At 63.6% G+C, this 25,371-nt stretch carries 23 protein-coding genes and 1 pseudogene; 14 read left to right on the plus strand and 10 right to left on the minus strand.

Going from position 1 to position 25,371, the window contains the following annotated elements; genetic code table 11:
• Positions 1-30 precede the first annotated feature (30 nt).
• The 3 genes from AC5RTB_RS07970 to AC5RTB_RS07980 all read right to left on the minus strand — a co-directional run bounded on the left by AC5RTB_RS07970 (position 31) and on the right by AC5RTB_RS07980 (position 3,414).
• Positions 31-984 carry an AraC-like ligand-binding domain-containing protein gene (locus AC5RTB_RS07970; protein ID WP_494060530.1) on the minus strand — a complete coding sequence of 318 codons (954 nt, stop codon included), beginning with the start codon at positions 982-984 and terminating at the stop codon, positions 31-33.
• 100 nt (positions 985-1,084) lie between these two features.
• Positions 1,085-2,374: an aspartate aminotransferase family protein gene (locus AC5RTB_RS07975; protein WP_494060531.1), complete on the minus strand. Its 1,290-nt coding sequence runs from the start codon at positions 2,372-2,374 to the stop codon at positions 1,085-1,087.
• The gene (locus AC5RTB_RS07980; RefSeq protein WP_494060532.1) at positions 2,371-3,414 is read right to left on the minus strand and encodes a phosphotransferase enzyme family protein; all 1,044 of its coding nucleotides are present in this window, start codon (positions 3,412-3,414) and stop codon (positions 2,371-2,373) included. The genes AC5RTB_RS07975 and AC5RTB_RS07980 overlap by 4 nt, the downstream gene beginning before the upstream one ends.
• Before the next feature lie 80 nt (positions 3,415-3,494).
• Between AC5RTB_RS07980 and AC5RTB_RS07985 the strand changes: the two genes are divergently transcribed.
• From AC5RTB_RS07985 to AC5RTB_RS07995, 3 genes are all read left to right on the plus strand, one after another.
• Entirely contained in the window at positions 3,495-4,133 is a 639-nt protein-coding gene (locus tag AC5RTB_RS07985; protein ID WP_494060533.1) for a TetR/AcrR family transcriptional regulator, read from the plus strand.
• A complete protein-coding gene (locus AC5RTB_RS07990; protein WP_494060534.1) occupies positions 4,126-4,944 on the plus strand; it encodes an SDR family NAD(P)-dependent oxidoreductase in 819 nt (272 codons plus the stop codon). Before AC5RTB_RS07985 ends, AC5RTB_RS07990 begins: the two co-directional genes overlap by 8 nt.
• Before the next feature lie 111 nt (positions 4,945-5,055).
• Entirely contained in the window at positions 5,056-6,519 is a 1,464-nt protein-coding gene (locus tag AC5RTB_RS07995; RefSeq protein ID WP_494060535.1) for an APC family permease, read from the plus strand.
• An 87-nt stretch (positions 6,520-6,606) separates the two neighbouring features.
• On the opposite strand, the gene AC5RTB_RS08000 is transcribed toward AC5RTB_RS07995, so the two are convergent.
• Complete coding sequence (locus AC5RTB_RS08000) at positions 6,607-7,194, minus strand: TetR/AcrR family transcriptional regulator (RefSeq protein ID WP_494060536.1); 588 nt, start codon at positions 7,192-7,194, stop codon at positions 6,607-6,609.
• A gap of 93 nt (positions 7,195-7,287) precedes the next feature.
• Here AC5RTB_RS08000 and AC5RTB_RS08005 point away from each other — a divergent pair, with 93 nt between their 5' ends.
• Together AC5RTB_RS08005 and AC5RTB_RS08010 are read left to right on the plus strand one after the other, a co-directional pair.
• Positions 7,288-9,204 carry a primary-amine oxidase gene (locus AC5RTB_RS08005; RefSeq protein ID WP_494060537.1) on the plus strand — a complete coding sequence of 639 codons (1,917 nt, stop codon included), beginning with the start codon at positions 7,288-7,290 and terminating at the stop codon, positions 9,202-9,204.
• 88 nt (positions 9,205-9,292) lie between these two features.
• Positions 9,293-9,634, plus strand: a complete 342-nt coding sequence (locus AC5RTB_RS08010; protein ID WP_494060538.1) for a hypothetical protein — start codon at positions 9,293-9,295, stop codon at positions 9,632-9,634.
• Here the strand turns inward: AC5RTB_RS08010 and AC5RTB_RS08015 are convergent.
• From AC5RTB_RS08015 to AC5RTB_RS08030, 4 genes and pseudogenes are all read right to left on the minus strand, one after another.
• Positions 9,628-9,915: a DUF8462 domain-containing protein gene (locus AC5RTB_RS08015; protein ID WP_494060539.1), complete on the minus strand. Its 288-nt coding sequence runs from the start codon at positions 9,913-9,915 to the stop codon at positions 9,628-9,630. The genes AC5RTB_RS08010 and AC5RTB_RS08015 overlap by 7 nt on opposite strands.
• A gap of 149 nt (positions 9,916-10,064) precedes the next feature.
• Positions 10,065-10,580: pseudogene (locus AC5RTB_RS08020) on the minus strand (hypothetical protein); the annotation flags it as partial.
• A 140-nt stretch (positions 10,581-10,720) separates the two neighbouring features.
• A complete protein-coding gene (locus AC5RTB_RS08025; RefSeq protein WP_494060540.1) occupies positions 10,721-11,761 on the minus strand; it encodes a zinc-dependent alcohol dehydrogenase family protein in 1,041 nt (346 codons plus the stop codon).
• A 60-nt stretch (positions 11,762-11,821) separates the two neighbouring features.
• Positions 11,822-12,430, minus strand: coding sequence for a DUF2306 domain-containing protein (locus AC5RTB_RS08030; RefSeq protein ID WP_494060541.1), 609 nt, complete (start codon positions 12,428-12,430; stop codon positions 11,822-11,824).
• Positions 12,431-12,618: 188 nt separating this feature from the next.
• On the opposite strand from AC5RTB_RS08030, the gene AC5RTB_RS08035 reads away from it, so the two are divergent.
• A complete protein-coding gene (locus tag AC5RTB_RS08035; protein WP_494060542.1) occupies positions 12,619-12,870 on the plus strand; it encodes a hypothetical protein in 252 nt (83 codons plus the stop codon).
• Between the two features lie 111 nt (positions 12,871-12,981).
• Positions 12,982-13,482 carry a MarR family transcriptional regulator gene (locus tag AC5RTB_RS08040; RefSeq protein ID WP_494060543.1) on the plus strand — a complete coding sequence of 167 codons (501 nt, stop codon included), beginning with the start codon at positions 12,982-12,984 and terminating at the stop codon, positions 13,480-13,482.
• 105 nt (positions 13,483-13,587) lie between these two features.
• Here AC5RTB_RS08040 and AC5RTB_RS08045 read toward each other — a convergent pair whose 3' ends face one another.
• On the minus strand, positions 13,588-14,490 hold the full coding sequence (locus tag AC5RTB_RS08045; protein ID WP_494060544.1) for an NAD(P)-dependent oxidoreductase: 903 nt from the start codon (positions 14,488-14,490) through the stop codon (positions 13,588-13,590).
• Between the two features lie 25 nt (positions 14,491-14,515).
• On the minus strand, positions 14,516-15,982 hold the full coding sequence (locus tag AC5RTB_RS08050; protein WP_494060545.1) for a four-carbon acid sugar kinase family protein: 1,467 nt from the start codon (positions 15,980-15,982) through the stop codon (positions 14,516-14,518).
• A gap of 121 nt (positions 15,983-16,103) precedes the next feature.
• On the opposite strand from AC5RTB_RS08050, the gene AC5RTB_RS08055 reads away from it, so the two are divergent.
• From AC5RTB_RS08055 to AC5RTB_RS08085, 7 genes are all read left to right on the plus strand, one after another.
• A complete protein-coding gene (locus AC5RTB_RS08055; protein WP_494060546.1) occupies positions 16,104-16,805 on the plus strand; it encodes a FadR/GntR family transcriptional regulator in 702 nt (233 codons plus the stop codon).
• 43 nt (positions 16,806-16,848) lie between these two features.
• Positions 16,849-19,143, plus strand: a complete 2,295-nt coding sequence (locus AC5RTB_RS08060; protein ID WP_494060547.1) for a beta-galactosidase — start codon at positions 16,849-16,851, stop codon at positions 19,141-19,143.
• 282 nt (positions 19,144-19,425) lie between these two features.
• The gene (locus AC5RTB_RS08065; RefSeq protein WP_494060846.1) at positions 19,426-20,721 is read left to right on the plus strand and encodes an ABC transporter substrate-binding protein; all 1,296 of its coding nucleotides are present in this window, start codon (positions 19,426-19,428) and stop codon (positions 20,719-20,721) included.
• A gap of 60 nt (positions 20,722-20,781) precedes the next feature.
• Positions 20,782-21,906 carry a carbohydrate ABC transporter permease gene (locus AC5RTB_RS08070; RefSeq protein ID WP_494060548.1) on the plus strand — a complete coding sequence of 375 codons (1,125 nt, stop codon included), beginning with the start codon at positions 20,782-20,784 and terminating at the stop codon, positions 21,904-21,906.
• Positions 21,903-22,805 (plus strand): carbohydrate ABC transporter permease, encoded by a 903-nt coding sequence (locus AC5RTB_RS08075; protein ID WP_494060549.1) that lies wholly within the window; start codon positions 21,903-21,905, stop codon positions 22,803-22,805. Before AC5RTB_RS08070 ends, AC5RTB_RS08075 begins: the two co-directional genes overlap by 4 nt.
• On the plus strand, positions 22,805-24,292 hold the full coding sequence (locus AC5RTB_RS08080; RefSeq protein ID WP_494060550.1) for a GH1 family beta-glucosidase: 1,488 nt from the start codon (positions 22,805-22,807) through the stop codon (positions 24,290-24,292). Before AC5RTB_RS08075 ends, AC5RTB_RS08080 begins: the two co-directional genes overlap by 1 nt.
• Positions 24,293-24,342: 50 nt before the next feature.
• Positions 24,343-25,362, plus strand: a complete 1,020-nt coding sequence (locus tag AC5RTB_RS08085) for a LacI family DNA-binding transcriptional regulator (RefSeq protein WP_494060551.1) — start codon at positions 24,343-24,345, stop codon at positions 25,360-25,362.
• Positions 25,363-25,371: the final 9 nt, after the last annotated feature.

Consider the following 25,371-nt stretch of genomic DNA (forward strand, 5'->3'; position numbering starts at 1 on the left):
AGGATCGATGCGGCGGCGTCTCACCCCGGTTCAGGGCCTCTTGGGACGGAGTGAGCTGGGTGAGACGCCGAAGTGTGTACGAAACGTTCGGCTGAAGTGGGCTGGGTCGACGAAGCCGTTGTCGAGGGCGATCGAGGTCACGGATCGCTCCGTGCGGAGCGGGTCGGTGAGCTCGTCATAGCAACGTTCGAGACGCCGATTCCGGATGACGGTTGACACTGTCGTGCCCTGGTCACTGAACAACAGGTGCAGGTACCGCACAGAAACGAAGTGAGCCGCCGCGATCATGCCGGGATTCAGTTCGGCCTCCGAGAGGTGCTCGTCGACGTAGTCGAGGACTCGGTGCAGGAGGGTCTCGTGGGCGCTAGCGGCGCCCACGGAGGCATAGTGCGACTCCAGAAGGATCGACACGAGGTCCAGTGCGTTTCGCGAGAGGCGGTGCAGGGTGTGGGTTTCGAGGTCACCGGCCTGCTGGGCGAGGGAGGAGATATACGGCCGTACCATCGCGCCGATACCGGATGCGCCGTCCAGGCGCGTCGCAGCGGCCCGGGCGACCACCGGGCCGGGAAGGGCAAGCATCTCCTTGGGGAACATCACGACGGAAATGCGCATGTCATCGCCGCAGATGAGCGAGTAGGGGCGGTCGGTGTCGTAGACCGTCATGTCTCCCGCAGCCAGACTCGTTTCACGGCCGTCCTGGATGATCAGTCCGCTGCCCTGCTCGAGCACAGTGAACTTCACGTAGTGCTGCGGGTTCTTCGAGATGAGCCAGGGCGTCCGGTGTACGGAATGGGCGTCTCCGGCGATCGCGAGCAGCTGCACGTCGCCGCTCGCACGACCGCTCAGCGCGGCGTGGAAGTCATCCGGCCTGTCCGTCCTGACATCGAGAGCGACGACTGCTTCTGCGACGGCGCTGCGGAACCCCGCGAGCGGAAGGGACTCTACGGGTCCTGCTGGTCGTAGTGTGGATCGGATGTGTGTCATGTGGTCTCACTCCATCGTGAAACGTGATCGTATACGATTCTCCAATTTACCACAGTGGCCGTGTCGGTGCACTGTGTTCAGTTCAGTTCACAGTCAGCCTTCAACTAACGGCGTCGGTGACGGCTGCCCGGATCGCTCCCAACAGCAACGGGAGGTGCCCATCCTCAATCGCAAGCGGGGGGCGAATCTTCAGAACCGAACCGGTCGGCCCGATCTTGCTCAGCAGGACATCCCGAGACTTGATCGCTTCGACGAGTCGCCTGGTCGTGACAGGGTCAGGCACCTGGTGCGCTGCGTCCTCGAACACGGAGAAGCCGAAGAACAGGCCATCGCCCTTGACCGGCCCGAGCCGGTCGTGACCGTTGGTGAGCGTCGTGAGATCGGCTCGGATTGCATCTCCGAGCCGTTTCGACCGTGCCACGAGCTGCTCGTCATCGATGATGTGCAGTACCTCCAGTCCGACGGCGGACGACACCGGATTGCCGGCGAAGGTGTTGAAGAACTCGTTGTGTGATCCGAACTCCTCCAGCAGAGCATCCCTCGTTACCACGGCGGCGAGCGGATGCCCGTTCCCGAGTGGCTTGCCGAGGGTGACGAAGTCCGGCACCAGGTCGTAGCGCTGGTATCCCCAGAAATGGCTTCCCGTCCGACCCAACCCCGCCTGCACCTCGTCACCGATGACGAGTCCTCCCGCAGCGCGCACCCGCGCGGCGATTCCCTCGACGTAACCTTCCGGCACGGAGGGGAGCCCCTCGGTTGAGAAGATCGACTCGAGGATGACGGCGGAGACGCCGTGGCCAGCCTCGATGAGTTCAGTGATCGCGCGGTCGACGTGGGCGAGCGCTTCGTCCCGAACCTCCTCCGACGTGCGGCCTGCGTTGACTGCAGCGTCGAGGTCAGGGACGGGAAAAGCGCGCACGTTCGGGGCGAGTCCCTCGCGCGTCTTGAGTCCCGTGGTGATGCCGGCGAGCAGCGTCGTGTTGCCGTGGTAGCTGAAGTCGGTGACCAGGATTCCCGTGGCCCGGGTGTGCTGACGCGCGATCCGGAACGCCAACTCGTTTGCCTCTGAGCCGCTGTTGCTGAAGAGCACGCGATCGAGTTCGGGCTCGAATCGAGCCAGGAGCGCCTCGGCATATTCCACGACGCGTTCGTTGAGGTAGCGCGTATGGATGTTCAGCGTTGCCGCCTGGGCTCGAAGTGCTTCGACGACACGTGGGTGGGAGTGCCCGACGTGCGGAACGTTGTTGTAGGCATCGAGATAGCGGCGGCCCGCGGCATCCGTGAGCCACACGCCGGATCCCTTCACGAGATGGACCGGTTCCTCATAGAAGAGGGGGGAGTGGCGTCCGATCGTGGCGAAGCGGCGTGCCAGGAGTTCGGAGGTGCTCAACGGGGGTCCTTTCCTGAGGTTGGGGCGGCAGGCCGGCGCCACGGCGCGGCCTCTCCCCGGTTGTAGAGGTCGGCGAGCCGGGCAACCCACGGTGCGACGTTGGCGGCCACGAATTCCGATGCGGGATCTCCTGGCCGTTCCGCTGCCCAGGCAAGGTACGTGAGGCCGCGCGCCAGCATGAAGGTGTCCCAGAGCGCGGTCTCAACACTGCCCAGCGAGCGTTCCTGCGTGTAGCCGGTGATGAGGGCCTGTTCGTAGTCCAGATAGCGGGGGTGGAGCGCGTGGTGGAAGATCGCGGTCACGAGGTCGAAGATGAACCAGCCCGTGCCGAAGTCGTCGAAGTCGATGAGCACGACGCCGTTCGCGGTCTCGAGGAGGTTCTCCGGACTGGCATCGGCGTGGATGACGCCGAAAACCGAGCTGTCCGTCGGCAATGCGGAGAGCTGCGCGTGAAGGGCAGGAAGTGCCTGGTCCACCGCATCCCGCTCCTCGCTTGCCAGGGAGGCCAGCAACCGCGGGTCTCCCCATAGCGGGGCGGGACCAGCGAGGCCGGCGGCGTCCCATGCCGCACGGCGGAAGTCGGCGGGGACTCCGATCTTGATCGCCGCGGCGTGCAGGCGACCGATCAGTGCGCCGATTCGCGCAAAGGCGGCAGGCTCGGGACTGTGCCGTCCTGCCAGTACCGACTCGATGTCACCAAAGGGGGAGGCGTCCTCGATCCAGCGCTGTGCCGAGACCTGACGGCTATGCTCCCCCACCTGCACAAGCGTGAAGAGCTCGCCGTCGCGCGTGGTGATGACTTCTGGGACCTCAACTCCCGCCTCTCGCAGTGCAAGAAGATACTTCAGCTCAGAACTCAGTTCATCCTCGTCGCGGTAGCCCGGTCGATGGAGGCGGATTGCAGTCGAACTGCCGTCGGGCCCGGTGGCCCGAAAAACGTGGTTCTCGCGGTACTTGATGAAATCGATGCGAGCATCCGGGTCCAGCCCAAACGGGGCGAGCGCAGCCTGGGCGATCTGGTGGGCAACGTTGATGTGCATGCTTCTCCCGTCGTGGACAGTGTGCCCACTCTGCCATACTCTGATTCTATTTACCAGAATCAAATTCTGATTGGAGCCCTATGTCGACGACCCTGAAAGAACGACGGCGTGATCACGTGCGTGCGGAACTGGCCGCCACGACCCTGCAGCTCATCAGCGAAGAAGGGGTGGATGCAGCGACCATCGAGCGCATCTGCGCCGCCTGCGGCACATCACGCTCCACGATCTACTCGCACTTTCCTGACGGACGTGATGGCGTACTCCGGGCCGCCTACTACCGTGCGGGGGAGTCGCTGATCGCTCTGGCACGCGAGAGGGCGTCGCAGACGGTCGGGTGGGATGCGCGCATCGCCAGCTACGCCAACACCATGCTCGAGTTCTCCAGCTCACCTAACCTCGGTAGCTTCTACAGCGTCTCGGGGCCCAACCTTCTCGGCTTTCGGGCTGAGCGCGGTGTCGGCTCACAGACTTACTTCGATGACATCAGGCATGAACTAACCACAGCCCACGCGGCAGGCGAGTTGCCCGCCGATGCTGACCCAGAGACACTCGCCACCTTGCTCGTTTCGAGCCTGCGCGATGCCGGTATCGCCGCAGCCCAGAGCCCTGAGCTCTGTGAGCGGTTCGAGGCATCGGTCTGGACGATCCTCAAGGGGCTGGGCGCGCTCGGGCAGAGCGGCGACCGGAAGGCAGATGAGAGCGGGAGTAGCGATGACTGAGACGGTGCGCAGAGGAGAAACCGACGTCCCCGTGCTGGCGGTGACTGGCGGAGGCACCGGAATAGGCGCCGCCGTCGCCGAGCGCTTCGTCGCGGCTGGCTGGCGCGTTGCGGTGATCGGGCGCCGCTCGGGTCCACTCGACGACGTCGCGCGCCGCACGGGAGCGTTGCCCATTGTCGCGGATGCGGCAGACACTACGGATGCTGCCGCGGCGATCGCTACCGTGCTTGATCATTTCGGCCGGCTTGACGCGATCGTGGCGAATGCTGGTGGTCACGGCTTCGCGGCCCTGGGGGAGACGACAGACGAAGATTGGGCGGCGAGCATGCGCTCCAACCTCGACTCGGCGTTCGTCTTCGCCCGTTCGTCGATCGAGGCGCTCAAGGCGGCACGGGGTTCCGTCGTCGTCGTCTCCTCGCTCGCCGGACTCGCGGCTGGCCCGAGCACCATCGGCTACACCACGGCAAAGCACGCCCTCATCGGCCTCACCCGCTCGATTGCGCGTGACTACGGCGTGAACGGAGTACGCGCCAACGCAATATGTCCCGGCTGGGTGCGCACGCCGATGGCCGATTCCGAGATGGACGAGTTCGCAACCCAGGCGGGACTGGACGGACGCGAGAGTGCATACGCGACCGTGACGATCGATGTTCCTCTCGGTCGCGCGGCGGACCCCTCAGAGATCGCGGAAGTCGCCCTGTTCCTCGCCTCGCCCGCGGCCTCGTACGTGTCCGGAGCGGTAATTCCGGTCGACGGCGGCGCTACAAGCGTCGACGTGCCGACCACGGCATTCGCCCACGTCGGTATGTGACACCGGTCATGTCTGCACTGAGAGTCCAAGCCTCTTCGCTGGTGGTCAATTGCGAGGGTCGCGACTTCAGCAGACTTGAGACCACACATACCGACTGGGAGATCACTCAAAATGGCAACACCAGCGCAACACACTCGCGATCACCTGGCTCCGAACCAACTCGGAGTCCCAGGCGTGGTCTTTTTGGTTCTCGCGGCCGTCGCACCGCTCACGGTCGCAATCGTAGTCGCCGCTCTCGCGATTGCCCTCGGCAACGGAGGCGGGGTGGTCGTGGCATTCGTCATCGTCGCGATCACGCTCCTCCTGTTCGCTGTCGGCTACGCACAGATGTCGCGGGACCTGGCGAATGCGAGCGGCTTCTACGCCTTCATCGTCAAGGGCCTCGGTAAGACCGCCGGCCTCATCGCGGGCTTCATCGCCACGATGGGCTACAACTTCTTCGTCGCCGGCGCTGTCGGTACCGCCGGCTTCTTTACGAGCATCGTGGTGGCGCAGACCACCGGCCTCGAAGTGCACTGGTACGTCGCCGGCGTCATTGTCATGCTCATTGCATTCCTCCTCGCGCGGGGTGGCATTGACCTCAGCGCTGTTGTGCTCGGAGTCGCGCTCGTGCTCGAAGTCCTCATTCTTCTCGTGTTCAGCATCTCCGTGCTCGTGCAGACCGGATTCAGCTTCGAAGTCTTCAGTCTCGACGTCATCCTGAGCGGCTCGCTCGGCGTTGGCCTTCTCCTTGCCGCGACCGCCTTCCTCGGATTCGAGGCGACGTCGCTGTTCAGTGAGGAGGCAAAAGACCCGCACCGCACCATTCCCCGCGCCACCTACGCCGCTATCGTGATCGTCGGCCTCATCCACGCCATTACGGTATGGGCGATTGTCAGTGCGGTTGGCGTCCAGAACGCTCAGGACACCGCGCTTGCGAGCCTCGAGACCGGGGACCTCGTTCTCGTGCTCGTCGACCAATACCTCGGCCCATTCATGCTGGTCGTTGTCCTGATCCTGCTCGTGGTGAGTCTCTTCGCGGCGCAGCTGGCCTTCCACAACGTGGCATCACGCTACCTGTTCTCGCTTGGCCGGGCGGGCATCCTTCCGGCGAGCCTGTCCCGCACGCGCACCAACGGTGTGCCGCAAAACGCGCTCATGGTCAACGCGGGATTCGCCATCATCGTGGCCGGACTCTTCGCGGCATTCGGTCTCGACGCGATCACCACGCTGGTGCCCGTCATGATCGGCTTCGGGACCCTCTGCATCCTGGTATTGCAAATGTCAGCGGCGCTGGCTGTGGTTGTGCACTTCCGCCGACGCGGTGACGGTCGCTGGGGACGAACCTTTGTGGCACCCGGGCTGGGTTTCCTGGGCCTCCTCGGCATCTGCACTATGGCGATCATCAACTTCGACGTACTTGCCGGGTCGGATGCGTGGTACGTGACGATCCTGCCGTGGCTGCTGGCGCTCGCCGTCGTCGCTGGCGTGGTCTACGGCGCCTACCTGCGCTCTAAGCGGCCTGAGGTCTACGGCCGACTCGAGAGCGACCTCGAGCGATTCGACCCCGACCCAGTATCGACGACGGTGCACTAACGACCGCTGAGCAGCCGGCGCCTCCCGGGGGATCGGCTGCTCGTGCTGTCTAGCCCAACTAACTATGCCCGACGCCGGGCGAATCCTTCAGGACAGGTTGGCAAGGAGCCCATCCAGCTGTGAGGCGTACGACGGCAGCTCGTCCGACACTGCCGTCAGGGCCGCGGTGACCTGCGCACCGAGGAACATGTTCATCAGCTGCTCGGTGACTACGGAGTCGTCGACGCCGGTTGTCACAGCCCCCATCTCGCGGGCCTCGGCCAGATGCCGCATCAGGGCAAAGCGCCACTGCTTCATGGACTCTTGATGAATTTCAGCCTTGTGCTGGTCCGTGACCGCCTTCTGCCAGAACGCAATGACGATACGCGCTTCACTGATCTTCTCCTCGTCCACCGGCAGTATTTCCAGTCCAAGCGCCCGAATAGCCATCAGTCCCGAACGGTTGAACGTGGTCAGCGCTATCCGCTGATTAGTGCGGTTGAAGACATGGCGGAACGCGAAGGTTAGGAGATCGTCTTTCGTGGGGAAGTAGGGCTTCAGTGCTCCGTTGGAGAAGCCGGCTTCGAGGGCGATGTCCCGCATCGTGGCGCCCTCGATGCCATGCCGGGCAATGATGCGCCACGTCGCCTCCACCAGCTCGCGGCGGCGCTGGTCATGGTCCACGATCTTCGGCACGATTCTTTTCTCCTCATTGCAAAGCCTTGTGATTCACCTTACGGTGGGTTTATTCTACAAGCATAGAAAAACCTGCGGACCGAGGAAGATCCAATGACAACGTCACCCACGGCGACAGCCAATTCCTACGCACTGGCCACGAGCGAAGAAATCCTTGAGGTGCAGCGAATCCTCCGGGAGAGGGACCTTCTCGGCCCCGCCAAGAGGATCGCGTATCTTGGCCTCGTTGATCCTGGACGTGGGTCAGCCTCAACCGGGGACGGGCGCCGGTTCCGCGTCTTTCTTCACGACGTTTCGGGTGCAGCTCCTCACGACGTCCTCGTTTCCACGACGAGCGGTGAAGTCCTGTCCCACGTTGAGCTTGATACAGGTTCCACCGGTGAGCTGCCGGTGCTTGCAGAGGAGTTCGAGGCCGTTGAGGCGCTGTTGTCCAAGGATGAGCGGTGGCTGGCAGCTCTCGCCAGCCGGAACCTGGACGTTGCAAAAGTGCGTGTTGCCCCGCTGTCTGCCGGCGTATACGAGTACACCGAAGAAAAAGGCCGCCGCATCCTCCGTGGCCTCGCGTTCGTGCAGGAGCACGAGGCGGATAGTGCGTGGGCACATCCGGTAGACGGGCTGGTTGCCTACGTCGACGTCGTCAATGAAGAGGTCACGCAGGTGCTGGACCTGGAGATCATGCCGGTGCCGACGGAGCACGGCAACTACACAGATCCCGAACTGACCGGACCGCTCCGCACCAGCCAGAAGCCGATCAGCATCACGCAGCCCGAGGGCCCCAGCTTCACCGTCACCGGCGGTAACCATGTGGAGTGGGAAAACTGGAGTGTCGACGTCGGCTTTGATGTCCGTGAGGGTGTCGTTCTGCACAACCTGTCCTTCAACGACAAGGGCACGCTCCGACCCATCATCAAGCGCGCTTCCATCGCAGAGATGGTTGTTCCGTATGGCGATCCTTCGCCTATTCGGTCGTGGCAGAACTACTTCGATACCGGCGAATACCTCGTGGGGCAGTACGCCAACTCGCTCGAGCTCGGGTGCGACTGTCTGGGCGATATCACTTATCTCAGCCCGGTTGTCAGTGATGCGTTCGGGAACCCTCGTGAGATCCGGAACGGCATCTGTATGCACGAGGAGGACTGGGGCATACTGGCCAAGCACAGCGATGACTGGTCCGGCATCAACTACACCCGCCGAAACCGGCGCATGGTGATTTCTTTCTTCACGACAATCGGCAACTATGACTACGGCTTTTACTGGTACCTCTACCTTGACGGCACCATCGAGTTCGAAGCCAAGGCAACCGGCATCGTATTCACCTCTGCTTTCCCTGAGGGCGGTTCGGACAACATTTCCCAGCTCGCCCCCGGATTGGGCGCTCCCTATCACCAGCACCTCTTCAGTGCCCGTCTCGACATGGCGATTGATGGCTTCACCAACCGCGTGGAGGAAGAGGACGTGGTCCGCCAGACCATGGGTGAAGGAAATGAGCGTGGCAACGCCTTCTCCCGAAAGCGCACCGTACTCACCCGGGAATCGGAGGCTGTCCGCGAAGCCGCCGCCGCTGCCGGCCGGACGTGGATCATCTCCAACCCGGAATCCCGCAACCGTCTTGGCGAGCCGGTGGGCTACAAACTCCACTCGCAAAACCAGCCAACGCTGCTGGCAGACCCAGGATCGTCGATCGCTCGGCGTGCCGCCTTCGCCACCAAGGACCTGTGGGTCACCAGGTACGCGGAAAACGAGCTGTACCCCACCGGTGACTTCGTCAACCAGCATGCGGGTGGAGCAGGTTTGCCGACGTACGTGGCACAGGATCGGGACCTCGACGGGCAGGACCTCGTCGTGTGGCACACCTTCGGGCTAACGCACTTCCCCCGTGTGGAGGACTGGCCGATCATGCCGGTGGACACCGTTGGCTTCAAGCTCCGCCCGGAAGGCTTCTTCGACCGGAGTCCTGTCCTTGACGTCCCACCGAACGCACAGGCTTCCGGTGGCCACTGCCACAGCTAGGCCCGGCGTGATCCGGGGGCCTTTCCTCCACCCCCGAATCTGTGCCTGGGTAGTGCTCGGCTCAAGCGCGGCGCACCTATGGATGGCAATGGGAGAGCATCACCCGGTGTGGATGAGGGTGTTCATGCTCCTCATGGTCGGTGTGTGCCTGCCGTGTGCGGTGCACATCTGGCGGCACTCATCGATAAAGGCACTGCAGAAAGTCGCCGGGTGCGCCGTCGGAATGGCGGTGCTGCACCTGCTCCTTGTGCTGGCAGCACCGTCGTCCGGGCATGTGCACGGGGTAGCTTCGCCTTACGTTGGGTCGGCGGCGGGGTCGTCTCTGATGATTATCGCGCTCGAAATGGGTTTGGCTCTGACGGCGGCAACCCTTGTCGCCCGGCTTCGGGTGTGTCAATCCACCCTTGCGGTGAGTGTCCCCCGTTACTGACCCCTTGCGGATTCCCTGACCAAATTGCGGAAGTCGACGAAACCACGGCTGGTCGCCACGATGATCTCTTGATTTAGAAGCCTCTTCCGGTACACGCTCTGGTAGCTCAACTTCTTGCCGAGTCGATCTGCAATGTCCGTTGTTGAAGGCGGCCCTGCGTCCAGAGCCATGGCTTCGAGATGGGCCCTGTCGGTGTCGGACAACTCCCGCAGCGCGGGTTGGTGAAGCTGTGTACCGAGGCGCTGTATGACGCGCTGCTCAATCTCTTGAACATGCTCCATGGTGATGGCGTCTTGGTTCGCAGACCGGCGCCATGCGTGGTATCCAGCGAGCTGAATGAGGTAGGGATACCCGAGCGACAATGCGGTGATCCGTTCCAGAGCCGTCTCAGTGATGTCGCGGGAACTACTCCTAACCGTTTCCTCGAAAGCTATGCGCGTTTCTGCCCTGGAAACGGGTCCGAGGTCAACTCGCTGAGCGCGACGTAGGAACGTAGTTCCAGGGTGGTCAAGCAAATTCTTGACGCCGATGGGTAATCCGGCTCCCACAAAGGCGATATCGGGTCATCGCGAACACACTCCTGGAACGCCGTGGTGAGTGTCCGCAGATGTTCTATATCGATGGACTGCAGTTCGTCGACGCTGATCAGCAATCCAGTCTCCCGTTCGGCAAGAACCTGGGTCAGTCGGGACAGCAACGAATTGAGGCTGTGTTCGGGACGGTACTTCTCGTGCACCCTCGTCGAGATACTGCCCAAACCCGCGATTCCAGCACCCGTCATTCGGCGTTCTGTCTGATCCGGATCGTGGTTTTGTAACAACGAGGGAAGATCAGTGCGGACAAGACGTTCGACGAGGTCTGGCCCCGGGTTGGCGCGCAACACCAGCCCACCCGCCAGGCGGGCCTCATCTTCCAACTCCTTCAGGACGACAGTTTTGCCCATGCCGCGAGGACCGCTTCATACAGCTGGTAAGCGTTCATAAAATCTATACATCACGAGGGACTTTGCACAGGTTATAAACGGCCTGCTGCCCCAAGTGGTACTCATCCAGATCCACGTCGCTCTGCTCCCCTGAGCGACGACCGTCAGCGCGACGGGTCGATCATCGTCATGCCGGCCGGCTTCGCCCGGTCGAACCCGGGCAAGAGGAAAGCCGCCTCCGCGAGTCCGACTGTGCGTTCGATCAGCAGCTCAGGCCGTAGTGAACCCTGCTCAATGAGGGTCATCATTCCCGGGTAGTCGGCGGCCGCCATGCCGTGGCTGCCCAGGACGTCCAGTTCCCACGCGATTACCCGGGCCATCGGTACACGGGGGTCACCGTTGATCGGGGGTAACAGCCCGATCTGTACGTGCCGTCCCCGGCGTCGAAGGCTCAGTATGGCGTCAACGCAAGTCCGCTCGCTCCCGACGGCATCCACGGCGACGTGGCTACCACCACCGGTAATGTCGGCAACAGCGGCAGGGATGTCCGTCCCACCGTCGACCATTAGCGTGTGTTCTGCTCCCAACCTGGACGCAAGCGCCAGAGCCTCCTGGTTCCGGTCCACCGCTATGACCCGGGCGCCCATGGCATGGGCGATCATCACCGCGCTCAGTCCAACACCCCCGGCGCCGACAACGGTTACCCATTCGCCCTCAACAACTTGCGCGCGGCCGACCAGTGCGCGGTATGCCGTCGCGAACCGACAGCCGAGGCTGGCCGCCGTCGCAAAATCGACCGCCTCAGGAATAGCCACCAGATTGGTGTCGGCGGCGTGCAGGGCGACGTACTCGGCAAACGATCCCCAATGCGTAAAACCGGGCTGCTGTTGATTGGGGCAGACCTGCGCATTTCCGCTCAAGCACCATTCACACCCGCCGCAGCCGCACACGAAGGGTACGGTCACCCGGTCGCCCACCTTCCAGCGCACGACGTCGGTGCCCACCCCGCTCACGACGCCGGCAAGCTCGTGGCCTGGTATGTGAGGGAAAGCGATGTCGTCGTGCCCGGCCCAGGCGTGCCAATCGCTGCGGCACAGACCGGTCGCCATCACCTTGACCACGACGCCACCGCGCGCCGCCGTCGGGTGGGGTACTTCCCGGACCTCCGGGGTCCCCTGAACCTGATCCAGAACTACTGCGCGCATCGCTGGAGTCTAAACCGTCGCGAAGCTACAGACCATGTCCGTAGGGCTGGGACTACAGATTCAGCGGGTGACCGGCACGCGCTGGCGGCGCCGCAACCACAGTTCCGCGGCCAGAGCGTGGAGGCTCAGACCCAACCAGAACGCCGGCACGAAGGCGTCCTGGAGCGTCATCCCTCCCAAGCCCACGAAAAGACCGATCCACACCCGGATGGTGCCTACCCCCAGTCCGACGGCGAAGGCACGGATCATCCACCGGCGGTGTGCTGTGATCCTGCGACTGCGGATGGCCCGGTAAGCAAGGGCGAGCGCGACCAGGAAATAGGTACCGAAGACGCCGGTCGCCGCGGACTGCCAGAAGCCTCCGTACGAATATGGAATGCCAAAGGCCAGCGCGAAAACACCACTGACCGCCCCCGCTGTGAGGACCACCCGCCCCATCCGGCGGTGCAGGCGGAGATGGCGATTGCGAAACTCACGAGAAAGCTGGAATGGGGCGCCCAGGAGGTACAGCACACCCGGCACGATGTGCAGATAGGCCAGCCACGGATGACCCACGTAGCGTTCTTCGAAGGAACCTGATGGAGCCGGGCGCCCGAGCAGAACCATAGGCACATCAGTGGTAACGCGGATGCCCGCGAACACCAAGACGATCGCTATCAGGAAGGCCATTAGGGACCAGACTGCGATCCGACCCAAGGACGCGCCCACCGCTCAAGCTTAGCTGTCGGCCTGCGGCCAGGGATGTCGGCAGCTGTCTCCGTTATTGGAATGTGATTGCAGTTGCAATATTGCATTGCTTCTCATTTTCGGTAAGCTACAAATTCCTTGAAGCGGTTCGTGTCTTTGGAGGAGTTGTGATGAATAGCAAATTCAGACTGACGCCGAGTGGCTACTTTCCCGAGAATCTGGAGGGTTTGGGGGACGAGCCCTTGCACGTTCTGCACAGCAGGCTGCGGCGCCAGATGGACGCGGAATACTCCGCCGGGTGGTTTCCATCGGAGACTGAAGTGCGCCTTGACGAGGTCCGGGAAGAACTGGACCGCCGCGAAAACGGGGAGCCTTCCCGGAGCGGGTGGAGCCGCCAGGCGGATGTTCGGAACGCCAGCTGACCACATGATGCGCTGGCAGTAGTTTGCTAAAGTCTTTGAATCATGGTTGTCAGGGGGATGCAGCCCTAGACAAATAGCGGCGCCGCTCAAGAGGCGGCAGTGGGGATGATTATGGATCTTGCCCAGTGGCCAACGAACCGACTTCTGAATACCGCTGCGCGACTAACTGAAAATACCGAAAGCGATAACTTCCGCATCCTGGGTATCACGCAAGCCGGGTTCACCGTGCTTCGGCTCTTGTCTCAGAGGCAGACAATGAGCCGGGACGAGCTCGGACGGAAGCTTCGTGTTCGTCCGGAGACCCTCGGCAAGGTGATTGACCGGCTTGGGCTGAATGGGCTGCTTGTCCAAAGCGGAAACGGCGCCAACGAACGTGACGTCCGGCTGGTAATCACCCGGGAGGGGCGCAAAGTGCTCGAACGCGCCTACGAGCTTGAAGAGGAACAAGAGCGCACTTTGGGATCCGATGAACAGCTCCGAGCTGAACTCATCAATCGAATCAGGGCTCTCGGTCTGGACCGGGAAGCGGAGAGCGCACGCCCTGCTCTGAAGTTGGTGCCCAAAGGTGATCCGGAGAACGACGACGGTTCACGCTCTTCGGCGGCCGGCTGACCGGTCGTCATGTTCGGATAGCGCTTCGGCCATTCGATAGCGGCGGAACGCTGTCGGATGACCGAACTGCTATCACTTGGCGGGAGCGCGCTGTGAGCGGGAAAGTTAGGCGCTGCGCCTCGTGGGGGCAACGACGCGGATGACGGCGGAATCATCCGCAGCGGCAAGGCCGTGCGCCTGGCCGAGGAGGTAGAGCTGCTCGGCGGCCGCAGCGACGGGTGTCGCCAGCCCGGCGTCCCTGGTGGCCTTGCCGACGATCCCCATGTCCTTGACGAAGATGTCGAGCCGGCTGAGGACTTCGGCGCCGTCTTGGCTGTACGCCTCGAGGATGCGGGGTCCGCGGTTGGAAAGCATGAAGGAACCGGCGGCTCCGGCCTCAAGGGCGGCGAGAGTCTTCTTCTGGTCGAGGCCGAGTGCATCGGCCAGCGCCATCGCTTCGGCGGCGGCGGCGATGTGGATTCCGCACAGCAACTGGTTCACCGTCTTGAGCGCCTGGCCGTCACCGGGCTTGTCGCCGACGATGCTCAGCGTGGAGGCCAACAGCTCGAGCACCGGACGGGCAGCCTCCACGGCGGAAGGTTCGGCACCGACGACGATGAGCAGATCCCCCTCACCGGCCCGCTTCGGACCACCGGACAACGGGGCGTCGACCAGGGTCACACCGTACTCTGCCAGCCGCGCGACGGTGCTTGCGATCGCTTCGGTGCCGACGGTGCTGGTGAGGACGACGACGGCGCCGGGCTTCAGCGCGGCGGCCACCCCGTTCTCTCCGAACAGCACATCCGTAAGCTGCTCGCCGTTTCGCACCGCCAGCAGCAGGGCGTCCGCGCCATGGGTTGCGTCGCGGCCGGAAGTGAAGGTGCGCACGCCGGCGTCGTTCGCCAGCTTCAGCCGCTCCTCCGCGATATCAAAGCCGTGGACGGTCAGTTTGGTCGCCAGGCGCGAGGCCATCGGCAGGCCCATCGCGCCGAGGCCGAGGACGGTGACTTGGTAATCGGTGCTGCTCATGTGGATCTCCATTGAAACGTGTGGATTAGAAGGTGGTGCTGAGTTTGCGGGTGACATCCGCGAGAGATCGGTCATCGCCGACATTTCCAGCGAAGACGATGTAGGGGATGCCCTTGGCAGGTCCGTCCACGGGTGCCCAGAGGCTCACGATTCCGGGCAGCATGGGCCCACGCACGATCGCGTGGCGAATCTCCAGGCCGTGAGCTGCGACATCGGATGAAGTGATGCCGCCCTTGGCGATGACAAACCGTGGCGGGAACGCCTTCAGCGTCCGGTTGACGACGTCGACGACGGCGGCTGAGACAGTCCGCGCGATGCGCAGGCTTTCCACCGGGTCATCGGTGCGCACCAGGAGGCGGCTTGTGTGAAGAATGACGTCCGCGCCGTCCAGAGCTGTGGTGACGTCGTCGACCACTTCGTCCAGGTAACGCTCCGAATCGTCGGTGAGCAGGCGCTCGACGTCGATCTCCACGATGCGTGCCGCGCTGTGCTCGCTGGTCAGGACGTTCAGCTGGCGTGTGGTCACGCCGACATGCGAGCCGACAACGATCAGGCCGCCCGCTGCGTTCGGGGTGGTCCCGGCGAACGCTTCCTCTCCGGTCAGCGGCTCCCGGACGTCCTGACCGATGCGGCCGCGCATGAACGGAGGGCCAACACGGTACAGCAGGCGCTTGCCGCGGCGTTCAGCCGCTGCAAGTCCCAGGGAGAGCGCGCGCAGGTCGTTCTCTGTGACGATGTCGGCGACGATCGGCGTCGAGTTCTCGGCGCCCTCGATCGCGTCGGCGATGGACACGGCGGAGAGTGCCGGGTCATTGGTCTCGCTGCCCGCACGGATGATGTTCAGGTCGAGAACGATGACGTCATCGGCGGAGAACCGTCCGCCCGACTTCTCCTCCACATACTTCGGCAGTTCCGAGTTGCTGAAACCGAAGGTGGCATCCTTGGCGAACTCTGTCTCGGCGACCGGGATGAGTTCGTCCTCGCCTCCGCGCATGTAGTGGACGCCGCCGATCGTGACGCGGCCGGCATCGGGGAAGGCGGGGATGATGACGACGCCGTCGGTGGTCTCGCCGATGGTGTCGGCGACCGTGGCAGCGATGACGTCCGGCTCCAGCGGGTAGTGCCCGCGCAGGGTGGAGTCGCTGCGGCTGACGAAGCTGACGCGCAGGTCGGATCCGAACCGGGCCGCGGCATCGAGCGCATTGCGGACCACTTCCTCGTTGCGCGCAGCAGCCTCAGCCTCATCGAGGCTGCGGGTGTTGGTGAGCACGTAGACGGCGGGCTTGCCCTCGCCGTAGGCCCAGCTGAAGTCGTCGGTTTCCCACCGGGTGAGGACCGGCAGGTCCGCGAGGGACTGCGTTCCCGTGGGGTCGTCGTCGAGCACTACGAACATGCGGTTCTCAAGTGTTTGAGCCACTGCTTCGGCCGGGACGGTGAACTCGGCCGGGTAACCGGCGAGGAGAGATGTCTCTGTAGGCACTGCGCACTCCATTGTGTAAAAGCTGCTTTTCCGAAGGGATGTAAGATGTCAGACATCTTCCATTCGAAATAGTGTGACAGAGGACATTCGAAACGCGCAAGTAAGCTGGTCTGATCAGCGGAAGAGGGGGAGCATGGCACGCAAATCGCTCGTCGATGTCGTTGCTGATGAGTTGCTCGACCGCATTGTTGCCGGTGAGTTCCCGCCCGGGTCAGGCGTACCCGGGGAGCTGGAGCTCAGTGCCCGGCACGAGGTCAGCCGCATGACTGTCCGCGAGGCGATGAAGACTCTGGTGGCCCGCCGCATCCTGCGGGTGGAGCGGGGACGCGGGACGTTCGTGAACCCGCTGAATCAGTGGTCATCCCTCGAGGCGGTGCTGCGGGCGGCCTCCGAAGGCCAGGATGACGCAGCCGTGGCCGTCCAGCTGATCGAGCTGCGGCGCATGCTCGAAACCGGCGCTGCGGAACTGGCCGCGCGTCGCATCACGGTCGAGGAACTTGACGGGATGGACGAGCAGCTCGCGGAGATGCGCGCTGCGCACGAAGCGAACGACGTCGACCGCTTCGTCGCTGCCGACCTCGCCTTCCATGACCTCATCCTGCACGCGTCCGGGAACGTGTTCGTCGCGGTGCTCTTTGAGCCGCTGACCCGGATCCTCGCCTCCCGGCGGGCGCAGACCTCCAAAGTGGTCCAGATTCAGATCAACGCCATCGCCGAGCACGCCAACATCATGGACGCGATGCGCTCGCAGGATCCCGAGCGCTCCAGGCTCGCGATGGACCGGCACATGGAGCAGACGCTGGATGACCTGTTGACCTACGTCCTGGAACCCTAGGCGTTCCTTGCCCTCCTCTAGGAATGCGCTTACCGTCAAGGTCATGCCCCCTCTGAAGATCACCCACCGCGGCTGGGATGCTCCCGAAACCCGCCCACGAATGGCCAACGACCTCGACCGTAGGCCCGGGCTCGGCCTCACCAACCGCAGCATTCTCCGCAACGGCGAGCCGTGGATCCCGGTGACCGGCGAAATGCACTACAGCCGCCAGCCGCGCGAACGCTGGGCCGAGGCGCTGCGGCTCATGAAGGCGGGCGGTATCAACGTCGTGGCGTCGTATATCTTCTGGATTCATCATCAGCCGACCGGGGATGAACCGAGCTTCGAGGGGAACCTGGACCTGGCCGCCTTCGTCGAGCTCTGCGCGGAGATCGGGCTGGAGGTCATACTTCGGCTCGGCCCGTGGTGCCACGGCGAGGTCCGGAACGGCGGCCATCCGGACTGGGTGGTCAATGCCGATTACACTGAACGCACCAACGACCCCGGCTATCTTGGAGCTGTCCGGACCTGGTTCGGCTTCATTGGCCGGGAGGTCGCTGGGCTGTGCGGGAGCAATGGTCCGGTGATCGGCATCCAGCTCGAGAACGAACTGTACGACCAGCCGGACCACATCCTCGCGCTCAAGGACCTCGCTCGTGGTGCGGGACTTCACGCACCGTTGTGGACGGCGACGGCGTGGGGGAGTGCGGCCATTCCGGTCGGTGAGGTCTTCCCACTCTATGGCGGGTACTCGGACGGCTTCTGGGTGGATACCGATCAGGGCTGGGATGAGAGCTTCCAGGCCCACTTCACATTTTCCCACCAGTGGGACGACCCCGGAATCGGCAAGGATCTCGCGGGGGAGAGCTGGACCGGCGTCGTCGGCGCCAAGCACCCCGACTTCCCCGCCGCCACCTGCGAACTCGGCGGCGGGATGGCCACCGCCTACCACCGCCGTCCGTCGCCGACCGCGCGAGATATCGCTGCCGTCGCGCTCTGCAAGCTGGGCAGCGGGTCCACCTGGCAGGGCTACTACATGTATGTCGGCGGGACGAACCCTCGGGGCGGGCTGCAGGAGTCCCACGCCACCGGCTACCCGAACGATCTGCCGGAGTTCAACTACGATTTCGGCGCACCCGTCGGTGCGCACCTCCAAACCCGCGAAAGCTTCCACCGCCTGCGGAATCAGCACTCATTCCTGGAAGCTATCGGATCCCGCCTCGCGGCAATGAACGCCACCATTCCGGAAAACGACGACGGGGACGGTCTGCGCTGGTCACTGCGCAGTGACGGCAGAAGCGGATTCGTGTTCATCAACAACCACCGGCCGTTCGAGCCCTTGCCCACGCAGACAGACCTCCGGTTCGAGATCACTCTCCCCGACGAGACGGTCCGCCTCCCGCACCGGCCGGTGACGGTCCCGCCGGGCGAGTTCATGTCGTGGCCCATCAATCTGGAGGTGGGTGGCGTCGTCGTGCGCTGGGCGACGCTGAACGTCCTGACGGTTCTTGAGCCGGAGAACGAACCGCCCGTCCTGGTGCTGACAACCAACGACGGCGTCGATGCCCACCTCGCCGTGCCGGCCGGCTACCGGGTTGACGGTCATCCCTGCGTCGAGAGTGATGGGGAGCTGGTGCTTGAGGACCTTCGACAGGGCTTGATCACCCTCATCAGCAATGACGGCGCACGGCTGCGCCTGCTGATCCTTTCGGCTGCGCAGGCGCTGGAGGCATGGACGCCGGTGGTCGAAGGACGCCGGAGGCTGGTGCTCTCAGCGAGTGACGTTATCGAGAAGGACGGCGGGCTGGTCGTGGTTGCATCGCAGCCGGACGAGGCGTCCGTCTTCCCTCCTCTCGCTCACCCGAACGACGGCGGCTTCTCCCGGCATCCTGTTCACCCGCCGGAGCAGGAGATTGAAGTGACGATCGAGGAGGTCTCGCGCGCCGCCGCGCCGCCGCCTAGGACCGTTGAGATTCCGGGCCGCGCGTCCGCGCCGTCGTCCGAGCAGTTCAGCCGCCATGTCGCCCGCTTCCGAATCACGGTGGACGGGGAAGCGGCGGCGGGTGTGCGGTCGCTGCTGCGGCTGGAGCTCGTGGGTGACGTGGCGTCGTCGTTCTTCGACGGGCGGACCGAGGACGTGTTCTGGAACGGATCGGCGTGGGACATCGACATCACACAGGCCGAGGACACGAGTCGCCGGGAAGTGGACGTGCTGATCTACCCGCTGTGCACTGACACCCCCATCTGGCTTCCGGAGGCCGCAGAACGCGTCAAGGCCTCATTGAAGGAGACGACGGCGGAGATCACCCGCGCCTCGGTCGTCACCTTCGGAACCTTCCAGCTCGCGGAACGCTCCTGACCTAGCGGTCGCCGTCCCCCGCCGCGGGGCGGCGACAGCGTCTCAGGCCGCAATGGGCCTTGCCTCGTGAAAGGGTGATGGAGCGCTCTATTGACATGTGACGTGCATCATCTGTAGATTGGCTGAACCGCTGATGGAGCGCTCCATCAACTCTTCCGCACCAAGCCGTCCGCTGGTTGACAACGCCCTATTGCGAAGGTCATTCGGTGCGAATTTCCATGCCCCTTTCCGATCAAGCACGCACACAAAGGAGTGACCGTGATCCTTTCACGACGCACCAGAATGATTACCGCCCTCACCGGCACTGTTGCCCTGGCATTCGCAGCCACCGGCTGCGGCAGCAATAGCGACGAACCCGCCAGCGCCGAGAACCCTGTTGAACTGACCGTCACCACCTTCGGAAACTTCGGCTATGACGACCTGTACGCCGAGTACGAGGAGCAGAACCCCGGCGTAACCATCGAGGCCACCAACATCGACGGCAGCGCCAATGCCCGAACGGACGCATTCACCAAGCTCGCAGCCGGGTCAGGCCTGAGCGACGTCGTTGCCGTCGAAGAGGGCTGGCTCGGCTCCATCATGGAGGTGTCCGACCAGTTCGTGGACCTCAACGAGTACGGCGCACAGGACATCAAGGACAACTGGGTGGACTGGAAGTTTGAGCAGGGAACCGACCCTGAGGGTCGCGTGATCGGCTATGGCACCGACATCGGCCCGCAGGCGCTGTGTTTCAATCGGGAACTCTTCGAAGCAGCAGGCTTTCCCACCGACCGCAAGGAAGTTGCTGAACTCTTCGGCGGCGACGACGCTACCTGGGAAACCTACTTCGACCTGGGCCGCCAGTACAACGAGGCCACAGGAAAAGCCTGGTACGACCAGTCGTCATTCGTCTGGAATTCCATGGTGAACCAGATGGAAGAGGGCTACTACACCGCCGACGGCGAGCTGAACGTCGAGGGCAACGAAGCTATGCGCGCAAAGTTTGATCTCCTCGCTGCCGGTACCGCCGACGGGCTGTCCGCCAACCAGAAGCAGTTCGACTGGGGCAAGGGCAAGGCGTTCGTGGACGGCTCCTTCGCTGTCCATGTGTGCCCCGCCTGGATGCTCGGAACCATCCAGGAGCAGCTGGAATCCGCCGGCGGCGGACCGGAGAGCGGTTGGGACGTCGCCGACGTCTTCCCGGGCGGCGCCTCGAACTGGGGTGGAGCCTTCCTTTCCGTCCCTGAGAGCTCAGAGCACCCCGCCGAGGCCGCCAAACTGGCAGCCTGGCTGACAGCCCCCGAGCAGCAGGTCAAGCAGTCTGCCGCCGCGAACAATTTCCCGAGCACCCTTGAGGCGCAGCAGAAGATTGTTGAGGATGCAGTGCCCAACGAGCTCTTCAATGACGCTCCTTACGGTGCCATCTTCTCCTCCCGCGCCGAGGGCGTCGTCGCACAGTTCAAGGGTCCGCACGACTCGGTGATTCAGGAGAACGTCTTCGCGCCCGCACTGAAGATGCTCGACACGGGCTCCGGAACGGCCGACGAGGCATGGAATGAAGCCGTCAAGCTCCTCGACGAGCTCGTCGTCAACAACTAGCACACCGGCCGTGGGCCTCCGGGAGTACCGGAGGCCCCCTCATGGAGTCTGGAACCGTCAATGACCACGACACTGAATCGCCCGGCAGCCGGCAGCCCTGCTGCCAGCAAACCTGCCCCGACCTTCCGCCAGCGCCTGAACGTGCTTGATGTGAAGGCGTCTCCGTACCTCTATATAGCACCGTTCTTTCTCCTGTTCGGCCTCGTGGGGCTCTTCCCCCTCGGTTACACCTTCGTTGTCTCCCTCTTCGACTGGCACCTGCTGAAGGGGCAGGGCGAGTTCGTGGGTCTTCGGAACTTCAGTGAAGTACTGCAGGACAGGTTCTTCTGGAACTCGCTTTTAAACACGGTGAGCATCTTCCTGCTCTCCACCATCCCGCAACTGGTTGTCGCAACAGCAATTGCGGCGGTCCTCGACCAGAACCTGCGTGCCAAGACGTTCTGGCGCATGAGCATCCTGCTCCCGTACATCGTCACTCCGGTTGCCGTTGCCATGATCTTCACGAACATGTTCGGAGAGCAGTACGGGCTCATCAACAACATCCTGGCCAGCGCGGGCATCGATCGCATCATGTGGATGAACGAAACCCTGCCCAGCCACATCGCGATCGCCACGATGGTGAACTGGCGATGGACCGGATACAACGCACTGATCCTCCTGGCGGCCATGCAGGCCGTGCCGCGGGACATCTATGAATCCGCCGCGATTGACGGTGCCGGCCCATTCCGCCGCTTCTTCAGCATTACCCTGCCGAGCATCCGTCCCACCATGATTTTCGTGGTGATCACCGCGACCATCGGCGGCCTGCAGATCTTCACTGAGCCGAAGCTCTATGACCCCAGGACAGCCGGTGGAACCGCACGTCAATTCCAGACCACCGTCCTCTACCTGTGGGAGATGGCCTTCCAGCGCCAAGATTTCGGGAAGGCTGCGACCATCGCATGGCTCCTGTTCCTTCTCATCGTTATCTTCGGCATCGTGAACTGGCTGATCTCGCGACGCATCGCGACCACCGGTGACGCCCGTACGCCCACGCGAGGTGCAGGAAGCCGGCGCAGGAAGAAGTCCCCGGTTCCCGCCGTCGTACTTCCCGCCATCGGAACCCAGCCGCCGGCACCCTCGGGGGAATCATCGGCCGGGAACCCAGCCGTAGCAGAAGACACGACCACGAGGAGAGGGCAATGACTGTCATCGACGCCAGGACGCAGTCCGCCACCCGCAATGGGGGCGCGCGCCCGCCCGTCCTGCGGAGGAAGCTGTTCGGCAACGGGCACCGTCCCGGGTTCCTGACCTACGGGTTGCTGTGTGCCTTCTTCCTTGCCTCGGCGTACCCGCTCTGGTGGTCAGTCATCATCGGCAGCCGGTCCAATTCGGCGCTCGCCGGAACCTGGCCACCGCTACTTCCCGGTGGGAATTTCTGGATCAACGCCGGGGAAGTGCTGGATACCATTCCGTTCTGGCTGGCGCTGGGAAACAGTGTCCTGATTTCCGGCATCATCACTGTGTCGGTCGTGAGCTTTTCGACGCTTGCCGGCTACTCCTTCGCGAAGCTTCGCTTCAAGGGGCGGAACGGACTGATGGTCGCGGTGATCGCCACCATGGCAATTCCCACCCAGCTGGGCATCATCCCGCTGTTCATGATGATGCGAACGCTGGGCTGGACCGGTGAGATCGGCGCCGTCGTCGTTCCTACGCTGGTGACTGCCTTCGGCGTGTTCTTCATGCGTCAGTACCTCGTGGACGTCATCCCCGACGAGCTGATTGAATCCGCCCGCATGGACGGCGCCTCCATGATCTCGACCTTCTGGCATGTGGCGCTTCCCGCTGCACGGCCGGCCATGGCGATCCTGGGCTTGTTCACGTTCATGACGGCATGGACCGATTTCCTCTGGCCCCTGTTGGTGCTCGACTCCGGCAACCCGACCCTGCAGACGGCTCTGAGCCAACTGCAGGCTGCCCGCTACGTCGATTACTCGATCGTGCTCACGGGAGCAATACTCGCAACACTTCCCCTGCTGGTGCTCTTCGCCATCGCAGGCAAACAACTCATATCAGGAATCATGCAAGGAGCAGTGAAGGGCTAATGCCACTCGACGATATACACCGTGAACCCACCACCGGGAACCCGGCCAGGACCTGGCCGAAAGGATTCCTCTGGGGCTCGGCCACCGCAGCCGCCCAGGTCGAAGGGGCCAGTCATGAAGGCGGCAAGGAGGATTCCGTCTGGGACGCTTTTGCCCGCGTGCCGGGGGCCATTGCAAACGGCGACACCCTGAAGCATGCGGTCCAGCACTACGACCGCATGCCGGAGGACGTCCGGATCATGAAGGAGCTGGGGCTCGGCTCCTACCGGTTCTCCACAAGCTGGGCACGGGTTCGTCCCGGAGACCGTGGACCGAACTCGGAAGGGCTCGACTTTTACTCGCGCCTGGTGGATGAATTGCTCGACGCCGGGATCCTCCCCTGGCTGACTCTGTACCACTGGGATCTGCCGCAGGCCCTGGAGGAAAAAGGCGGATGGGCCAACCGGGACACCGCCTACCGGTTCGTGGACTACGCCAATGACGTCTACTCGGCGCTGGGCGACCGCGTGCAGCACTGGACCACGTTCAATGAACCGTTCTGCTCCTCGTTGCTCGGCTATGCCGCCGGTGTCCATGCCCCCGGTCGGCAGGAGCCCCGCGCCGCGGTTGCCGCGATCCACCACCAGCACCTCGCACACGGCTTGGCAGTCAATGCGCTCCGCTCCCGCGGGGCAGGGCAGCTTGGCATCACGCTGAACCTCAGCAACTCGATCCCGCGAGATCCTGCAGACCCGGTGGACCTGGACGCGGCGCGCAGGTTCGACTCGCTGCAGAACCGCATCTTCCTCGACCCGATCCTGCGGGGCGCCTACCCGGAAGACACCCTGGCGGACCTCGATCAGTTCGGCCTCCGGGAGGTGATGCAGTTCGGCGACCTCGAGATCATCGGAACGCCGCTTGATTTCCTGGGAGTCAACCACTACCACGATGACCTCATCAGCGGTCACCCGGATCCCGAAGGCGGCGATGGCCACTCCGGCGGAACCACCCGCCGGACGTCGTCGTGCTGGATCGGGTCGGAGGACATCGCGTTCCCAAGCCGGGGGCTTCCGAGGACCGCCATGAACTGGGAAGTAAACCCGGACGGGCTCCGGGAGCTGCTGGTCCGTCTGGGGGAGGAATACCCCACCCTGCCGCCGCTGTACGTGACGGAGAACGGCGCGGCGTACGACGACGTCGTGAGCTCTGACGGTCTGGTGCACGACGCGGAACGCACCCGATTCGTGCTCGACCACATCGCCGCCGTTGGAGAGGCTATTGACGCCGGCGCTGACGTGCGCGGCTACTTCGTGTGGTCCCTGCTCGACAACTTCGAATGGTCCTGGGGGTACGGCAAGCGGTTCGGCATCGTGCGGGTGGACTACGACTCCTTCGAGCGGACAGTCAAGGACAGCGGCCACGCGTACCGGAAGCTGATCACCCACGCGAGGGCAAACGAGGAGGTGAAACCAGCGGGAGCACAGGTACTGACGGCGGCCGGGGCCTGAGCCGACCTAGACTGGACCGACAGGTTCCAGCACCATGCACGGAGTGAATTGTGAAGACAGACGCAAGCCGGTCGCGGCCCGCGCCAACCCTTGAAATGGTGGCCGCGCTGGCTGGCGTCTCACGATCGACAGTGTCCAGGGTGGTCAACGATGCGCCGAACGTGGATCCGGACATTGTGAAAGCCGTGCAGAGCGCCATCGCAACCCTCAACTACATACCGAACCGCGCCGCGCGCTCACTCGCGAGCAGGCGCACCAATTCAGTGGCAGTAGTTGTACCGGAGTCCACGTCGAAGGTGTTCGCCGACCCGTTCTTCGCCACCCTCGTGGAAAGCATCGCGCAAACACTGGTGGAGACGAAATACACGCTCAACCTGATCGTTTCGTCCGAAGCCCGGCCTGAGAAGACCAGAAGTTATCTGCTTGGAGGGAATGTCGATGGTGCGCTGGTGGTCTCCCACCACAGTGGGGACCACTCGTGGACCAGAATCAGCGATTCGCTCCCGGTGGTTTTCGCGGGACGTCCATTCCAGGCGGAACGCGAAAGCTACTTCGTTGAGGTCGATAACCTTGCGGCTGCGTCGCGGGCCACGCAGCACCTGATCGGAGCCGGACGGACGTCGATCGCCACCATCGCGGGTCCGCAGGACATGTATGCGGGTATCGACCGGTTGCGGGGCTGGGAAGCAGCGCTGCGGTCCGCCCGGCTCGACACCTCACTCGTGGAAATAGGCGACTTCACACAGGCGTCGGGCAGGGAGGCGATGCGCAGGCTGCTTGACCGCGGCCGGAAGATTGATGGGCTTTTCGCTGCCAATGACCAGATGGCCGCCGGAGCCTACGCGGTGCTCGCTGAACGCAACATCAGCATCCCGGCCGATATCGCCGTCGTCGGCTTCGATGACGACTCGTTCGCCACCTCGCTGACGCCCGCACTGACTACTATTCATCACCCCATTGTTGAGATGGGACACCGAATGGCCGAGATTCTCCTCTCACTGATCGAGGGCGGTCCGGCCGAGCGAGCGACCCTGCTGCCTACTTCGTTGGTGGTCCGCGGTTCCGCCTGAGCCTTGAAG

It is taken from the genome of Arthrobacter sp. M71 S08 (assembly GCF_059089725.1).

Excerpts from the sequence above, each read along its gene's own strand:
- AC5RTB_RS07985 (WP_494060533.1), top strand. The coding sequence starts at position 3,495 with ATGTCGACGACCCTGAAAGAACGACGGCGTGATCACGTGCGTGCGGAA.
- AC5RTB_RS08050 (WP_494060545.1), bottom strand. The coding sequence starts at position 15,982 with ATGGAGTGCGCAGTGCCTACAGAGACATCTCTCCTCGCCGGTTACCCG.
- AC5RTB_RS08060 (WP_494060547.1), top strand. The coding sequence starts at position 16,849 with ATGCCCCCTCTGAAGATCACCCACCGCGGCTGGGATGCTCCCGAAACC.
- AC5RTB_RS08040 (WP_494060543.1), top strand. The coding sequence starts at position 12,982 with ATGGATCTTGCCCAGTGGCCAACGAACCGACTTCTGAATACCGCTGCG.
- AC5RTB_RS08035 (WP_494060542.1), top strand. The coding sequence starts at position 12,619 with ATGAATAGCAAATTCAGACTGACGCCGAGTGGCTACTTTCCCGAGAAT.
- AC5RTB_RS08070 (WP_494060548.1), top strand. The coding sequence starts at position 20,782 with ATGACCACGACACTGAATCGCCCGGCAGCCGGCAGCCCTGCTGCCAGC.
- AC5RTB_RS08005 (WP_494060537.1), top strand. The coding sequence starts at position 7,288 with ATGACAACGTCACCCACGGCGACAGCCAATTCCTACGCACTGGCCACG.
- AC5RTB_RS08025 (WP_494060540.1), bottom strand. The coding sequence starts at position 11,761 with ATGCGCGCAGTAGTTCTGGATCAGGTTCAGGGGACCCCGGAGGTCCGG.
- AC5RTB_RS08030 (WP_494060541.1), bottom strand. The coding sequence starts at position 12,430 with ATGGCCTTCCTGATAGCGATCGTCTTGGTGTTCGCGGGCATCCGCGTT.
- AC5RTB_RS07970 (WP_494060530.1), bottom strand. The coding sequence starts at position 984 with ATGACACACATCCGATCCACACTACGACCAGCAGGACCCGTAGAGTCC.
- AC5RTB_RS08055 (WP_494060546.1), top strand. The coding sequence starts at position 16,104 with ATGGCACGCAAATCGCTCGTCGATGTCGTTGCTGATGAGTTGCTCGAC.
- AC5RTB_RS08045 (WP_494060544.1), bottom strand. The coding sequence starts at position 14,490 with ATGAGCAGCACCGATTACCAAGTCACCGTCCTCGGCCTCGGCGCGATG.
- AC5RTB_RS08075 (WP_494060549.1), top strand. The coding sequence starts at position 21,903 with ATGACTGTCATCGACGCCAGGACGCAGTCCGCCACCCGCAATGGGGGC.
- AC5RTB_RS08015 (WP_494060539.1), bottom strand. The coding sequence starts at position 9,915 with ATGGAGCATGTTCAAGAGATTGAGCAGCGCGTCATACAGCGCCTCGGT.
- AC5RTB_RS07980 (WP_494060532.1), bottom strand. The coding sequence starts at position 3,414 with ATGCACATCAACGTTGCCCACCAGATCGCCCAGGCTGCGCTCGCCCCG.
- AC5RTB_RS08080 (WP_494060550.1), top strand. The coding sequence starts at position 22,805 with ATGCCACTCGACGATATACACCGTGAACCCACCACCGGGAACCCGGCC.
- AC5RTB_RS08010 (WP_494060538.1), top strand. The coding sequence starts at position 9,293 with ATGGGAGAGCATCACCCGGTGTGGATGAGGGTGTTCATGCTCCTCATG.
- AC5RTB_RS07990 (WP_494060534.1), top strand. The coding sequence starts at position 4,126 with ATGACTGAGACGGTGCGCAGAGGAGAAACCGACGTCCCCGTGCTGGCG.
- AC5RTB_RS07995 (WP_494060535.1), top strand. The coding sequence starts at position 5,056 with ATGGCAACACCAGCGCAACACACTCGCGATCACCTGGCTCCGAACCAA.
- AC5RTB_RS08065 (WP_494060846.1), top strand. The coding sequence starts at position 19,426 with ATGATTACCGCCCTCACCGGCACTGTTGCCCTGGCATTCGCAGCCACC.